Consider the following 822-nt stretch of genomic DNA (forward strand, 5'->3'; position numbering starts at 1 on the left):
CTGCTCGCTGAAGACGTCTACGCCACGCATGGTAGTGGGGGATGTTCCGACTCAAGTAGTCTACGAGCTGAGAGGTATTTCAGCAGCCTGCTAAGCCAGCGTTGGATGCCATGCTGGCGGCGCCCTCTGAATGAAAAGGTTGCCTGGATTGCCTGGATCCTAAAAAGCATATGAGACATGTAGTTTGCGGATTTCCATAGAATCTAAGTGAAAAGTGATCAGTATCAATTCTTTGATGGCTTCTCAGTCGGTAGGATGCACGCGCAACAATCCATGCAACAACTTTCTCGCTTTCATAAAAAGTTTGAAGAATTTTCATGGACTGCAACAACCGATTGATTCACCACTTAATACTCTATCGGCTGCTGCCGCCCGACGATTTTTTGAGAGTGTGGAGTTCAATGAAAAGGGTGTCACCATCTTCTCGTATCGAGAACTGAGCGGCCTAACGGCCAGTCGTGTCTATGCAATCCTGTCGCTGGTCGGGATACAGAGCGCGACGCAGTCGGTGCCAGGGTTGTTGATTGAAAATGACGCGGATCGCGCTATCATGGCTCCGCGCAACATCACTCCACAGATGAAAGCAGACTACGGCGACTACCGCTGCGAGGCGCGTGCGACATGCACCCAGTCATTGACGAAGATTTGTACCGGAAATTGTTGAGGTTGTTGGTCCTGCCACTCCTTCTCATGCCATTGGCATTCCCTTCGTTTGCGCGCGCTGTTGAATTAGGGCCTGTTAACACATCCGAAGCCCATCAACGACCAGGACGAAGTTGAGGAATCCAAGGAACATGACGTCCAACTTCTCGAAGCGCGTGA

Annotated in this window: 1 protein-coding gene; it reads left to right on the forward strand. The window is 50.7% G+C overall.

Going from position 1 to position 822, the window contains the following annotated elements:
* The first annotated feature begins 235 nt into the window (after positions 1 to 235).
* Positions 236 to 664 carry a hypothetical protein gene (locus XarbCFBP7408_RS22625; protein ID WP_146093836.1) on the forward strand — a complete coding sequence of 143 codons (429 nt, stop codon included), beginning with the start codon at positions 236 to 238 and terminating at the stop codon, positions 662 to 664.
* Positions 665 to 822 lie beyond the last annotated feature (158 nt).

It is taken from the genome of Xanthomonas arboricola pv. guizotiae, from assembly GCF_002940205.1.
Classification (GTDB): Bacteria; Pseudomonadota; Gammaproteobacteria; order Xanthomonadales; family Xanthomonadaceae; genus Xanthomonas; species Xanthomonas arboricola_C.